Source organism: Exiguobacterium sp. FD-YE-25-4, from assembly GCF_057004685.1.
On the sequence record NZ_CM168041.1, the window covers coordinates 448,201 to 460,605 of the forward strand.

Below are 12,405 nucleotides of genomic sequence, written 5' to 3' on the forward strand. Positions count from 1 at the left end.
CACAGCATATAGAGAGAATCGAGGAAGAGACTATGTTAGCCATTGTTATTGGACTCGTCATCGGGATTTTGTTGCCGATGCAGACGAGCGTGAACTCGCGTCTGCGCACCATCGTCGGGTCACCATTTGTTGCGTCGTTCCTGTCATTCGCGATTGGGACGACCTTTTTAACACTTACGTTACTGCTCACCGGGCAGTCGTTCGGGATTGAATCATCCATTTTCCAAGGAGAACCGATTTGGATGTGGTCGGGTGGTTTGTTGGGGGTCATCTTTTTAACGGGGAACATCCTCTTGTTCCCGAGACTTGGGAGTGTCCAGACCGTCATCATGCCGATTTTCGGACAGATTTTGATGGGACTGTTGATTGACCACTTCGGTTGGTTCAATTCAACCGTCAACGTCCTCACACCGTGGCGCGTATTCGGCGCTTTGCTCGTGTTACTCGGCGTCGTCGGGACGGTCGCACTCACGGACTGGATCAATCGTCGTCGCGGCAAACTCGTCGCCTCATCGCAGACGGGAACCGGCAATTTGAACATCTGGCGCCTCGTCGGGATCGGGACCGGGATGATGAGTGCGACACAGACGGCCATCAACGGCTATTTGGGAACGGTGCTCGAATCGGCCTTGAAAGGGGCGCTCGTCTCGTTCGTCGTCGGGACGGTGACGTTACTGCTCATCTTGCTCGTCTTGCGACCGAGCGTCGAATGGCGCGGGCTACGCGGGCAGCCGTGGTGGATTTGGCTCGGCGGCATCATCGGGGCACTGTTCATCGGCGGGAACGTGTTGATCGTGCCGATGGTCGGGACCGGCATCGCTGTCGTCATCGTCATTGTCGGCTTGCTGTGCGGAAGTCTGCTCATCGACCGCTTCGGCTGGTTCGGGGCCGCGAAGAACCCGGTCACCGGGATTCAACTCGTCAGTTTACTCGTCATGGTCATCGGGATCATGCTGATTCGTTTGTCATAAGGGAGGAGAGGCATCATGCGCGGAGTACTGTTCGCCATCAGTGGCGGTTTCTTTTTGACGCTGCAGAGCGTTGCCAACGCTCGCATCAGTTCAAGCATCGGGACGTGGCAGGCTGCGACGTTGACGCAATTGACGGGCTTCCTTGTCGCGCTCTTGATCATGCTCGTCGTCCGCGACCGGACGTACGTCCACATGCGTCGCGTCGAGCCGCTTTATTTGTCAGGGGGCGCGTTCGCCGCGTTCATCTTGTTCAGCAATATGACGGCCGTGCATGAGCTCGGCGTCACGTTGACGATTTCATTGTTTCTCATCGCCCAGCTTGCCCTCGCGCTCGTCATTGACTGGCGCGGCTGGTTCGGGATGTTGCGCCGTGACTTGAACCGGACGCAACTGCTCGGGGTCGTCATGATGATTGTCGGGATTCTCGTATTGAAAGGATGACGCGTGATGGAACAGATTGACCGTTACATGAAGCAATATGGACTAAATGAGGTGCTCCCTTCATCCGTCCGTCCTCATCTCATGCTCGTCCGTTACGCACCGGGGGAGGCGATTTGCATCCAAGGCGCTGAGGCCGAGCAGCTCCACTTTCTCGTCAGTGGAAAGATTCGGGTGGCCCACACGTCGGCGGCCGGGAAACGGCTCGTCTTGTCGTTCAAATATCCGATCGACTTGATTGGTGACATCGAATACGTCCGCCGTACACCGTTCTTGAACACGGTCGAGGCGGTCACGCCGGTCGAGATGCTCGTCGTCCGCTTCGAGGATCTCGCGCGTCACGCCCAAGACGATGTCACGTGGCTGCATTATTTGCTCGAAGGGATCACGAAGAAGTTCGAGATGAAGTCGCAGTCGATGAGTTTCAACTTGTTTTATCCGGTCGATGTGCGGCTCGCGAGCTATCTGTTGTCGATGACACCGGAAGAGGCGAGCCTCGGGTCGACCGTGGACGAGTTGACCGACATCGCCGATTTGATTGGGACGAGCTATCGCCACGTCAACCGAACGCTTAAACGGTTCGTGGAACAGGGATTGATTGAACGGGATCGTCGATCGATTGCCATCATTGATCGCGCCGGGCTGATTGCCGTTGCTGGGGAGAGTATTTATGAATGAGGAGGACACGTCATGGCACTTGGGATGATGCTCGCGGTCATGGGCGGCATGCTCGTCTGTGTGCAGAATACGTTTAACGCCAAAGTGAAAGAACGGGTCGGGGCGTGGGCGACGACGACGCTCGTGCTCGCCCTCGGCTTCCTGGCGTCACTGCTCGTCGGATTGATCAGTGAAGGAGCGGGTCTGTTCGCCGTCACGGGTATGGAGACGTGGTATTGGTTCAGCGGCATCATCGGGGTCGGTGTCGTCATGAGTGTGACGCAAGGCGTCCAACAGCTCGGGCCGAGTCATGCCATCTCGATTGTCATGGTGTCACAAATTCTATTCGCACTCCTCTGGGACACGCTCGGCTGGTTCGGGCTAGAAGCCATCCCGTTCACATGGAAGACGTTTGTCGGCATCGTGTTGATTGTCGGCGGGGTGCTGTTGTTCCAGTTGAGTGGGAAAAAAGAGATGGTTCACCAAAAAGCAAAGCAAGTCGTCTAAAACGATTTCCGACAAGTTGAACAAGTCTGCCCGTGTTCCTGCCGTTTGACGACGGTTTGGCAATGCGGGCATTTTGTCGTGATCGAGGCGCGTGGTTGGACGGGTGAACGGTCTCCGAACGATGACGGATAGATGGTATAGGAACGAGTCACAATGAAGCCGACGATGCCGAGTAGGATGGCTAAAATAAGAATATCCATCGAAATACCTCCTAATTATTGGTATGCTATTCGTATATACGGTGAACGGTCCGAATTGGTTTCAAGGAGGAACAGATTATGGTGACACGAGAAGAACGAATCGAGCAGTTATATATGCTTCCCAAAAAAGGTGCATTTAAATTGTTGTGGGCCACCGCGGCAGGGTTAGGACTGGGGTGGTGGATCTATACCAATGCATCATTGCCAATGCTTGCGATGCTCGTCTTTTTGATGATGACGGCTGTCCCGCTCAGTCACGTAGCGTGGCAGAAGACGCGCGTATCCGTGACGTTCAATGAAAATCGCTCCTACCAACGATTGATCCGGGCGAAAGGCGTCATCGCGATTGCGATGTTATGGGTCATGCTCGGTTTGATGGGCGGGTATGTATCAGGATACTTCGCATTGCCGATGTTCAGCGGACTGTCGGCGATGTTGATTGCAGGCATGTTGGTGGTTGAGACATGGCTCGATACCCGCTTGCTTCGGATCGATCACGAGCATGTCACGGATAGCTTGATTGGCTTTACGAAACGGGAACGGATGAAACGGAAATGGGAGAAGGAATGATGGTCGAGCATAAAGATCGCTTGCTTCAATTGATGCGGTTTGAACAAGTCTCGATTCGTTTATTTGGTCTACTGGTCGCCATCATCATCTTGACCTTCTACTATCTGCATAGTCGTTACACCTTAACGAACATGCAGGTGTTCGCAGCCTTTTTAGTCATTTACGCATCACTGATTTTATGGGGTTGGTTGCGGATGAAGCTATTGCTCCGTTTTAGTTCGGATGAGCTGTATCGCCGATATGTTCGAATCAACTTTTTATTCATCTTTATGACGGTCATCGGGCTCGCTATATTTATTTGGGGTACAGTCATTCAAAATTTTCAACACGTCACGTATTCATTGCTTGGTACGCTCATCGTTGTACCTTTCCTATATTTCGAATGGTGGGTGAATGAGCGACTCAAAAAGATTGACCCAGAGCATGTGACGAATCAAGACATTCGCCAATACAGACGATTGAAGGAAGCAGGGGAACAATGATCATTTGGAATGACATACCGGACGATCCGAATCGGTTGCCCGCATTAACGGACGACGTATTAACTGAAGTGGAAGGGCGCCTCGGCGTGAAACTGCCGGACGATTATCTCGAGGCACTTCGTATCCAAAACGGGGGATATGTCGAACAGCGCGACTTACCGATTACATGGAATGGGCAAGATGACATTGCTCTCGTCGATTCAATTGCTGGAGTTGGTTTAAATAAAGGGCTGATTGAATCGAAGGCATTGTTGACGGAGTGGGGTGTCGAGGATGAACAATTGATTGCGTTCGCCGGTGACGGGCACTTTTTCCTCGCATTCGACTACCGTGCAGGCGCGACGCCGAAGATTGCCTATATCGATACGGATACGGAAGAGATTGATGTCTTGTTCGACTCATTCCGTCAATTCACGGAAGCGCTCACGACGGTGGATATGGGAGTATATGAAGAAATGACTCCAGAATCAGGTACTGAAATGAAACAAGGGGAGACGCTCCTGAAAGATGCGCGACGCCTACTCTATAGCGATCATCTAGAAGACAAAAGGATTGGTGCGGTTATTTGGTTCAATAGCTTGGATTCACTTGAAGCGGACGAACTCGTTCGTGAGCTATTGACATGGATGGATGACGAGACGTTGCGAGAGACGGCAACAAGCGTCATTCAAGAAGTCATTATTCGACGGAAGCCTTTAGATCAACAACTGTTCGAAGCATTTTTTGAGACGCTCCACAGGCAAGACGACGCCTATAGTAAACAACGCTACGAAGAGACAATGTACATTCTCGATAACGATATTCGAGTCGAGTGAAACGATTTGCCGTTTCCTCTCGTAAAAGAAGGTAACGAGATTTGATTAGGGGGATTGGATGGTTGACCATAACATAAGACTTGAACGCATGATGGAGAACGATCGAAAGCGACAAAAACAAATGCTGTACCCGACGATAGGAATCATCGCACTGTTCATCATCTATTTTTGGGCGACGGACGTCCTCTTACTGTTGCCGATCATCTTGGTCGGACAGCTGCCCGTGCTGTATAAAGGGTGGCATCGGATGAAGTTGCTGCTCACCTTCAACGACGACGCTCGCTACCAACAGAAAGTCCGGTCCGAGTTCGGCTTGGCCGTCGGGAACATCGTGTTTCTTTTATTGTTGATTGCGAGCTCGATGCTCGGATGGATCACGCTACTCACGCTCGTCATCGTCGTTATCGTCGGTCTGATCACGTTCTTGGCGCTTGGGATTCGCATCGACCGCGAGTTGAAAATGATTGACCCGGAGCATGTGACTGCGACGGAGCTCGGCAAAGCGCAACTCGAGCGCGAAAAACGAAAGTCATCATGATGGGAGTACCTAACTATGGTTAATAAAAATGAACGACTGAAACAAATGGTCGAGAACGACCGAAAGGTGAACCGGATGGCGCTCTTGCTCACGTTCGCAATTTTAGGAATCGCCTTTTACTTCATCTTTACCCAAGACATCACCCTCGCGACGTTCGCCATCATCATCATGGCGACGCAGCTGCCAAGTCTCTATCGGGCATGGCATCGGATGAAGTTGCTGCTCACATTCAATGACGACGCGCGCTATCAAAAGTTCGTGCGACTCGAGTTTGGCATCGTGCTCGCGAACGTCATCCTGCTTGGGGTCTTCATCGCCATCGCTTGGGCGATTGAAGGGTCACTCGTCATTTTCGCAATCATGCTGCTCGCTCTGTTCATCCCATTCATCTTCTTGTCAGTATGGGTGAACCGGAAAATCGAGTTGATTGACCCGGAGCACGTGACGAATCATGAGCTGCGGACGGCGCATCGCGATGAAGCGAAACGTCAGCTCAAATAAGGAGGAAGACGATGGATCTACGAGTGTTTGACATGCTCTGGTCGCTTGGTACCTTTGCTGTCATGTTAGGCGGAGTCATTCTTGTATTGAAGCTGATTATCGGAAAATCGAGTTCAGGCAACTAAAAGAAGCATCTGACGTCGTGTCAGATGCTTTTTCTTATGAAAACATGCCCACCAATATCCCGCAAATGACCATGCCAATCGTATAGAACTTGAAGCGGTGTCGTTCCCAAAATGAATCGGTCATCGTGTCACCGCCACATCATTCGTCGTTCCTTCGACCATCGCGACGAACGCCTCGTCCGGGTCGGTCGTCCCGGAGGCGCGCAACCAGTCTTGGAAGTCGCCTTCGTATAACACACGTCCCGCGTGGAGGAAGATGACATGTGCGTCAAATTGCGAGAGGTCATGTAGCTGATGCGTCGAGATGAGGCACGTCCGTCCGTCTTGGACGAGACGGTGCAACCGCCGCATGATGTGGATCCGCGATGCCGGGTCGATCCCGCTCGTCGGTTCGTCGAACAGATAAAGGGAGCGCTTGACCGAGGCGAGTAACGTCACGAACAGCCACTTCCGCTCCCCGACAGACATTTTCCCGAGTTTCATCTTCCATAAGTGTTCGAACAGCTCTTGCTCTCGAGCGGTCGAGAGTCCGTTCACATACGACTCGAGTTTTTTGAAATCGGGACGTTTGGATAACCGTCCGATAAAGTAGGCGAGGTCTTTTCCGGTCAACTCATGATGGTTATACATGAGTTGTGTCAAATACAACATGTCCGCCGTCGGGACGAGTTCGAGTGATTCTTTGTCGACTGAAAGTGTCCCGGTCATACAATCAAAGAGTGTCGTCTTCCCGGCACCGTTTTGTCCGATCAAGACATTCAGCTTATTCGGTTGCAGTGTGAACGAGACACCGTCGAGCACAGGACGCGTCGCTTTCGGATAGTGATAAGTAAGTTGGTGTACGTGCATAAGAACCTCCTAGCGTGTGATGAGTGAGACGAGACTGAAGCGTTTCAACGCAATCGCACCGATGATGAAGTAACCGAGTACGGAAAGGAATGTCGCCCATACTCCAAACGAGAGTTCGACTTGAGTAGTCAGGTGCAGCAATCCGAGCGCGAATTCATGGAGCGCGTAGAACGGGTTGAGGAAGCTGAACCATTGATCAGGTGAGTTGATTGCCAATAAAAAGAGCGGAAACATCAGAATGTTCGCGAACGTCCCGAGACTCGATACTTTCACTGGAAGTGCCGTGATGGCGACACTAGCAACCGCGAACGGGATACTCCCGATCAATACGAGTAGAGACGTTGCAATCAACTTGAACGAGAAGAACCCGTGTACGAGTGTGACGACCGTTGTGAATAAAAGCAGGCTGATGGAGGCGAATAATAGCTGTGCTAAGATGACGGCGATGACATACGTCAGTTTGTTCCCGGAAATCATCACGTACGTTTTCATCAGTCCATATTCGCGCATTCGAGCGAGTTCTATACCGACACCGTTCACATATGTAGCAAGAATAATATACACCCAGAAATAAGAGAGCCCTGGGTAGTATTCCGCTGTCGTCGCTTGGCGGATATCTGAAAACGACTGCGTCAAGGCGATAATGAGTGGGATCCCGAGCGTCCAGATGAATGGAATCTTATCGGTGACGACAACTTTGGCATACATAAAGAAATAACTTGTGATTTGATGCATCCTGTTCCTCCGCTTGGTTTGATTGTTGTATCGTAGCACAATATACGGAAGATGATTGGAAAAAGTTTCAAAAAATAATCCCTCACATAGAATGAGGGATTGAAGAAAATCATTTCACTTTGTCACGTTTCGCAATCTTATCACTCACTTGCTGGCCGCTCAATGTCACCATCGGCATGCCGCCACCGGGATTGACCGTGCCGCCGACGAAGTAGAGGTTGTCGTACAGCTCGCTCTGCTTCTTGTGCTTAAAGCCGCCGTTCTGTTTCTTATCGGCGACGGTCCCATAAATCGCGCCTCGGTCCGAGCCGTACGTACGCTCGATATCATGCGGCGTCCAAACGTCGCGCGTTACCGTATGTTCCCGCAACCCGTCCAAGCCCATGCGCTCGAGCTTATCGAGGACGCGCTCTTCAAAGGCGGCGTACTGTTCAGGAGTGAACGGCTCGTCTTGAATGTACGGGATGTGCGGCAAGATTTTAATGTTCTCGTGCCCGGGCGGTGCCTGGGTCGGGTCGGTCTTATTGACGTTCACCAAATAAATCGTCGGGTCGTCCGGCAACTGATGCTGCTCGAAGATTTTGTCCATCTGTTCATGCAAGTTCTCTGAGAAGAAGAAGTTGTGGTGACCGAGCGCCGGATACTCTTTGTTCACCCCGAGGTGGAGCACGAAACCGGAACTGGCCGGTTCATACTTTTCGACGAGCTTGTCGACGTACTGTTCATCCGCCTCGACCATCTTTTGATAGAACGGGATGACTTCCATGTTGGAGACGAAATAGTCGGCCGAGCGTAGCCCTCCGTCCTCGAGCTCGATGGCCGTCAGTTGACCGTTCAACGTATGGGCCCGGACGACGCCTTGACCGGTATGGAGCTTCACACCGATCTCTTCAGCGAGTTTCGTCAATCCTTCCGCTAGTTTATGCGTCCCGCCTTCGACGTACCAGCAGCCTTGCGCGTGCTGCATATAAATCATCATGTTGAGGACGGCCGGCGCGCTGTACGGGGATGAGCCGACATATTTCACGTAATACGACAGCATCGTCCGCAAATGCGGGTTGCTGATTCGTTTGGCAATCCCGTCGTACATCGTCGACGTCAAATCGAAGCCGAACAACGTCGAGAAGAGTCCGGTCTGTGCCACCGCTTCGCGCGGAGACTCGAACCCTTCCTTCAAATAACTCTTCTCTGTCGTCTTATAGATGCGCTCGGCGTACTTCAACAGTTCGCGATACTCACGCATGTCTTTCCGCGACAGCGTCGGGTTGGCGCGCTCCATCATATCCAAGTCGTGATACAAATCGAGCACCGTTCCGTCCGGGAAGAACGAGCGCCACTCGAGGTCGAGCCGTTTAGTTGGCACATAGTCTTCCATCCGCTTACCGCTGCCTGCGAACAGTTTCTCGAAAATCTGCGGCATTGTTAAAATTGAGGGGCCGAGATCGAAGCCGAACCCGTCCTGTTCAAGCCGATTCACTTTCCCGCCGATGTGGTCGTTCTTTTCGTACAAGGAGACGTCATACCCTTTTTGAGCGAGCGAGATGGCCGCTGATATCCCTCCGAGACCTCCACCGATCACAATCACAGACTTGTTCACGTTTTGCATAGACGAGCCGCCCTTCTTTCGCCAGTTAATTTTTATGAACCAAAGACATTCTTCTCCGTATACATACCCATTTGAGAAGTATTTTATCCAAATATTAACGTACAGGAGGGAACGGTAAAAGTTTCAATGTGCACGGAGACCACCCGCGACGAGCGGCCCTTCGAACGTGATCGTATAGATGATACGGGCAATGTCCTCGGCCGTGTCGGGACGGTCGCTATAGAGCCATTCGTAAATGACACCCATATGGGCCGATGAGATGTAAGACACTAAATAATCGGCCGGCACGAGCGCCTTCGTCTCGTCGAACAAGACCGTCGGGGAACGATGGAACAGCGCCGCATGCATGTACGACCGGAGCCGGGCCTGGAACTGCGGGTCCCCGTTCGGTCTGAGGAGCGGTTTCATCAAGATTTTATTGTCTTCGATGAAACGGATGAACGGGACGAGCAGTTGATAGGATGATTCGCCGCGCTCTTCACCGAAGACGTGAGGGAGGTTTTTGACGAGTTTAAGTTCGGCCTCATGGAAAATCGCTTCAATCGACTTCTCCATCAAGTCGAACTTATCCACATAGTGACTGTAGAACGTCCCACGATTGATGCCGGCCCGTTCGGTGATCGCTTTCACGGTGACCGCCTCGAACCCATGCTCGTCAATCAACTCGAGGAAGGCGCTTTTAATCAATTGTTTCGTTCGTGTGATGCGTAAATCTTCATGTCCCATCTGAATATTCTCCTTTATCCAACACTTGAGTGAAAACTGTCTGATAACCGACACGATGGCCGATATTGCCGATTGTTGGGCTGTCGACTGAGGTCTATACTGAACCTATAAACCAACACGGTGTCTATTAATTCAGTGTACTCGAACAAGGCATCGAAAAGGAGAATGAATATGGATATTCAACTGAACGACATCAGTAAATCGTTCGGTGACCAATTGGCCATCGACCATGTCGGCTTTACCATCAACTCAGGCGATATTTGTTGCCTGCTCGGTCCGTCCGGTTCGGGGAAGACGACGCTCATTCGGCTGATGATCGGTGCCTTGGCCGCGGACAAAGGTTCGATTCGCATCGGCGAAACAAAGATGCCGAGCATGGGCATGCTCCACAATATCGGCTTCATGCCCCAGAACGACGGATTGTATGACGACTTGTCGGCCGAGGCGAACTTGGAGTTTTTTGGCTCAATCTATAAACTCGGTAAAACGAAGCTCCAACAACGCATCACGGAAGTGCTCACGCTCGTCGATTTGACGGACGACCGCAAAAAGCTCGTCCGGAACTTCTCGGGCGGGATGAAAAAACGGCTCTCGCTTGCGATTGCCATCCTCCATCAACCCGACGTCTTACTTTTAGACGAGCCGACGGTCGGAATCGACCCGATCTTGCGCCGGCAGATTTGGGATCAGTTTCAAGCGATTCGGGCGAACGGGACGACGATCATCGTCTCGACGCACGTCATGGACGAGGTGCTCGAGTGTGACCGGGCCGCGCTCATCTATAACGGCCGTTTGATCGCTTACGATACCGTCCCGCATCTGTTAGACCAGACGGAGAACGGTCGTGTCGAGGAACTATTCCTCATCGCCGGTCGAGAAGGAGGGACGGATCATGCGTAACTTGGCGAAACGCGTCATTTTTCAGACGCTCAACGATAAACGGAGTGTCGCCTTGATTTTGATCGCACCACTCTTGATTTTGACGCTCGTTTACTTCCTCCTCGGTGACTCGGATTACGTGCCGGTCGTCGTGCTTGATGAGAACGCACAAACGCAACTCGTCGAGGCGTTCGAAGCCGAGACGCTCGACGTCCGGTTGGACACGGTCGACGACCCGTTCGGATACTTGGAAGACAATAAGGACGTCGATGCGATCTTTGAAGCGACGCAGGAAGGGACGACAATCACGCTCCGAGAACCGTCGACGAAGTCGTCGAAGGCGGTGCGAGAGATTCAAACGGCGCTGTCGGCGTTGAATCCGGCGGCTGATATCGAGATGAACTATGTATACGGGGAAGAAGGCCAATCGACGTTCGACTCGTTCGGCTACGTGTTCTTGTCACTGTTCTCGTTCTTCTTCGTCTTCATCCTGTCCGCGATGGCGCTCGTCAAAGAACGGAGCGGCGGCACGCTCGAACGTCTGCTCATGACACCGATCAAACGTGGCCAGGTCATTCTAGGGTATACGCTCGGCTACGGCGTGTTCGCGGTCGTCCAGTCCGTCTTCATCGTCCTCTATACGATTTACGTGCTCGGGCTGACATCGCTCGGCAATATCGGCTGGGTGTTTCTCGTGATGATTCTCATGGCTGGGACGGCCGTCTTGTTCGGCGCGACGATTTCGGTGTTCGCCCGCTCAGAACTTCAGGTCGTCCAGATGATCCCGTTCACGATCATCCCGCAAGTGTTTTTCTCAGGGTTAATCCCGCTCGACTTGATTCCATACGGCCTCGGCAACTTGAGCTATGTCATGCCAATCTTTTACGGGGCGACGGCGATCAAAGAAGTGATGGTGTACGGTAGTGGATTTGCCGGCATTTGGGGCTACGTGCTCGGTTTGATCGTTTACGCCGGTGTGCTCTACTTGTTGAATATGCGTGCGCTTGGAAAGTATCGGGGGCATTGATGTCACAACGACAAAACCGACTCGTGGTTAGCGAGTCGGTTTTCGTTTATTTATAGGCTGCTTGCTTTTTGACCGATGTATTGCAAGACCGCCGATTCGCCGTTATGGAGCGCGCCTTCATATCGTTCCACGGTCCCGTCGAAAAAGTGAATCGTCTTGAATGAGTTCATTAGTGTGGAGAAGTCAGCGGGCGTATAAAGCAGTTCTTTTTGTTTCGGACCGCCCGTCCCGTAATCGAGTTGCGCCTCACTGTAGACTTCCGTCACAAAATAACCACCTGGTTTTAAGGCCCGCTTGACGCCGTCCAAGACGGATTTTTTCACGTTGTCGGGGAAATGTCCGTAAATACAGACGATGGCGTCATAGGTGTCTATCGGCCAATCGGCCTCAGCCAAATCGACGAGACGAGTATGAAGAGTGACCCCGCGACGTTCCGCTAACCGGTTTGCTTTGTCGAGACCGACTTGCGAATAGTCCCACATGTCCACATTGACTCCTTGTTCCGCGAGCCAAACCGCGTTTCGACCTTCCCCTTCGGCGATCGCGAGCACGCGCATCCCTCGTTTGAGCAGATGTGCCTGTTGCTTCACAAAGGCATTCGGGGCTTCCCCATATACATACTCATCCGTATTGAACCGCTTGTCCCATGTTGACATGCTCTGTTCCTCCTTAACGGACGTAGAGCTTATACGTCCTCAAGTTTGTTCTTTCAGTTTACATGAAAAAAGCATCCGGGCAGATGCCCCGAATGCTTGTTAACGTTTAAGTAGTAAAGCGAC

Annotated in this window: 17 protein-coding genes; 11 read left to right on the forward strand and 6 right to left on the reverse strand. The window is 52.1% G+C overall.

Annotation, left to right across the window (positions count from 1 at the left end; translation table 11 throughout):
- Positions 1-32 precede the first annotated feature (32 nt).
- Genes AC13H5_RS02330 through AC13H5_RS02345 form a run of 4 tightly spaced genes read left to right on the forward strand, consistent with a single transcriptional unit; the run spans position 33 to position 2,573 of the window.
- On the forward strand, positions 33-971 hold the full coding sequence (locus tag AC13H5_RS02330) for a DMT family transporter (RefSeq protein WP_483546234.1): 939 nt from the start codon (positions 33-35) through the stop codon (positions 969-971).
- A gap of 15 nt (positions 972-986) precedes the next feature.
- The gene (locus AC13H5_RS02335; RefSeq protein WP_483546235.1) at positions 987-1,412 is read left to right on the forward strand and encodes a DMT family transporter; all 426 of its coding nucleotides are present in this window, start codon (positions 987-989) and stop codon (positions 1,410-1,412) included.
- 6 nt (positions 1,413-1,418) lie between these two features.
- Positions 1,419-2,087: a Crp/Fnr family transcriptional regulator gene (locus AC13H5_RS02340; RefSeq protein ID WP_483546236.1), complete on the forward strand. Its 669-nt coding sequence runs from the start codon at positions 1,419-1,421 to the stop codon at positions 2,085-2,087.
- A 12-nt stretch (positions 2,088-2,099) separates the two neighbouring features.
- Complete coding sequence (locus tag AC13H5_RS02345) at positions 2,100-2,573, forward strand: DMT family transporter (protein WP_034781495.1); 474 nt, start codon at positions 2,100-2,102, stop codon at positions 2,571-2,573.
- Here the strand turns inward: AC13H5_RS02345 and AC13H5_RS02350 are convergent.
- Positions 2,570-2,773, reverse strand: coding sequence for a hypothetical protein (locus tag AC13H5_RS02350; RefSeq protein WP_034781499.1), 204 nt, complete (start codon positions 2,771-2,773; stop codon positions 2,570-2,572). The two genes, AC13H5_RS02345 and AC13H5_RS02350, sit on opposite strands and share 4 nt — an antisense overlap.
- Positions 2,774-2,851: 78 nt before the next feature.
- Here AC13H5_RS02350 and AC13H5_RS02355 point away from each other — a divergent pair, with 78 nt between their 5' ends.
- From AC13H5_RS02355 to AC13H5_RS02375, 5 genes are read left to right on the forward strand one after another with little or no spacing between them, the layout of a single operon-like run.
- Entirely contained in the window at positions 2,852-3,343 is a 492-nt protein-coding gene (locus AC13H5_RS02355; protein ID WP_483546237.1) for a hypothetical protein, read from the forward strand.
- Positions 3,343-3,825, forward strand: a complete 483-nt coding sequence (locus AC13H5_RS02360) for a hypothetical protein (RefSeq protein WP_131472842.1) — start codon at positions 3,343-3,345, stop codon at positions 3,823-3,825. The genes AC13H5_RS02355 and AC13H5_RS02360 overlap by 1 nt, the downstream gene beginning before the upstream one ends.
- Positions 3,822-4,640, forward strand: coding sequence for an SMI1/KNR4 family protein (locus AC13H5_RS02365; protein WP_128123897.1), 819 nt, complete (start codon positions 3,822-3,824; stop codon positions 4,638-4,640). Before AC13H5_RS02360 ends, AC13H5_RS02365 begins: the two co-directional genes overlap by 4 nt.
- 58 nt (positions 4,641-4,698) lie before the next feature.
- Entirely contained in the window at positions 4,699-5,178 is a 480-nt protein-coding gene (locus AC13H5_RS02370; RefSeq protein WP_214754601.1) for a hypothetical protein, read from the forward strand.
- Positions 5,179-5,193: 15 nt separating this feature from the next.
- Positions 5,194-5,679, forward strand: coding sequence for a hypothetical protein (locus AC13H5_RS02375; RefSeq protein WP_483546238.1), 486 nt, complete (start codon positions 5,194-5,196; stop codon positions 5,677-5,679).
- A gap of 245 nt (positions 5,680-5,924) precedes the next feature.
- On the opposite strand, the gene AC13H5_RS02380 is transcribed toward AC13H5_RS02375, so the two are convergent.
- From AC13H5_RS02380 to AC13H5_RS02395, 4 genes are all read right to left on the reverse strand, one after another.
- Entirely contained in the window at positions 5,925-6,653 is a 729-nt protein-coding gene (locus AC13H5_RS02380) for an ATP-binding cassette domain-containing protein (protein ID WP_483546239.1), read from the reverse strand.
- Between the two features lie 9 nt (positions 6,654-6,662).
- Positions 6,663-7,388 (reverse strand): hypothetical protein, encoded by a 726-nt coding sequence (locus AC13H5_RS02385; protein ID WP_034781519.1) that lies wholly within the window; start codon positions 7,386-7,388, stop codon positions 6,663-6,665.
- A 109-nt stretch (positions 7,389-7,497) separates the two neighbouring features.
- Positions 7,498-8,994 (reverse strand): phytoene desaturase family protein, encoded by a 1,497-nt coding sequence (locus tag AC13H5_RS02390; RefSeq protein WP_483546240.1) that lies wholly within the window; start codon positions 8,992-8,994, stop codon positions 7,498-7,500.
- Positions 8,995-9,117: 123 nt separating this feature from the next.
- On the reverse strand, positions 9,118-9,720 hold the full coding sequence (locus AC13H5_RS02395; RefSeq protein ID WP_214754591.1) for a TetR/AcrR family transcriptional regulator: 603 nt from the start codon (positions 9,718-9,720) through the stop codon (positions 9,118-9,120).
- Between the two features lie 171 nt (positions 9,721-9,891).
- Between AC13H5_RS02395 and AC13H5_RS02400 the strand changes: the two genes are divergently transcribed.
- Positions 9,892-10,620 carry an ABC transporter ATP-binding protein gene (locus tag AC13H5_RS02400; RefSeq protein ID WP_483546241.1) on the forward strand — a complete coding sequence of 243 codons (729 nt, stop codon included), beginning with the start codon at positions 9,892-9,894 and terminating at the stop codon, positions 10,618-10,620.
- Positions 10,613-11,626 (forward strand): ABC transporter permease, encoded by a 1,014-nt coding sequence (locus AC13H5_RS02405; protein ID WP_215192504.1) that lies wholly within the window; start codon positions 10,613-10,615, stop codon positions 11,624-11,626. Before AC13H5_RS02400 ends, AC13H5_RS02405 begins: the two co-directional genes overlap by 8 nt.
- Positions 11,627-11,676: 50 nt before the next feature.
- Here the strand turns inward: AC13H5_RS02405 and AC13H5_RS02410 are convergent, their stop codons facing one another.
- A complete protein-coding gene (locus tag AC13H5_RS02410) occupies positions 11,677-12,282 on the reverse strand; it encodes an SAM-dependent methyltransferase (protein WP_483546242.1) in 606 nt (201 codons plus the stop codon).
- Positions 12,283-12,405: the final 123 nt, after the last annotated feature.